The organism is Idiomarina sp. Sol25 (genome assembly GCF_033052775.1).
Taxonomy (GTDB): domain Bacteria; phylum Pseudomonadota; class Gammaproteobacteria; order Enterobacterales; family Alteromonadaceae; genus Idiomarina.
The window spans coordinates 1-336 of the sequence record NZ_JAUPEW010000068.1 but is presented as its reverse complement, the minus strand read 5'-3'; the positions used below and the strand labels follow the sequence as shown (position 1 = coordinate 336).

At 64.3% G+C, this 336-nt stretch carries 1 protein-coding gene; it reads right to left on the bottom strand.

Translation table 11 applies throughout. The features are described from left to right. A partial coding sequence (locus Q5L94_RS13495; RefSeq protein WP_317498877.1) for a Gfo/Idh/MocA family oxidoreductase occupies positions 1-336 on the bottom strand: 336 nt, incomplete at both ends.

The following is a 336-nucleotide window of genomic DNA, read 5'->3' as shown; positions in this document are numbered from 1 at the left end:
ATGGGCTTGTCCAGGTAGACCCGCTTGCCGTGGGCCACCGCCCGTTCGACGGGTTCACGATGGCTGTCAGTGTGGGTTGTCACAATAGCAAGGTCCACCGCCGAATCGGCAGTCGCTTCATCGAGTGTCGCGAAGACCCGAACCTCGTGGTCCAACCCGACGGCCCTATACACCGTACTCAGGTGCGCGGCGGCAAGTTCGGCACGGTCGGCCAGACGGTCGAACACGCCGATTACCCGCAGCCCCGTATCGCGCGCGGCCTCGGCGATGCGGCTGCCGATGAAATAGACGCCGCGCTCACCGGCCCCGATGATGGCAATTCCAAAGCTGTCATCC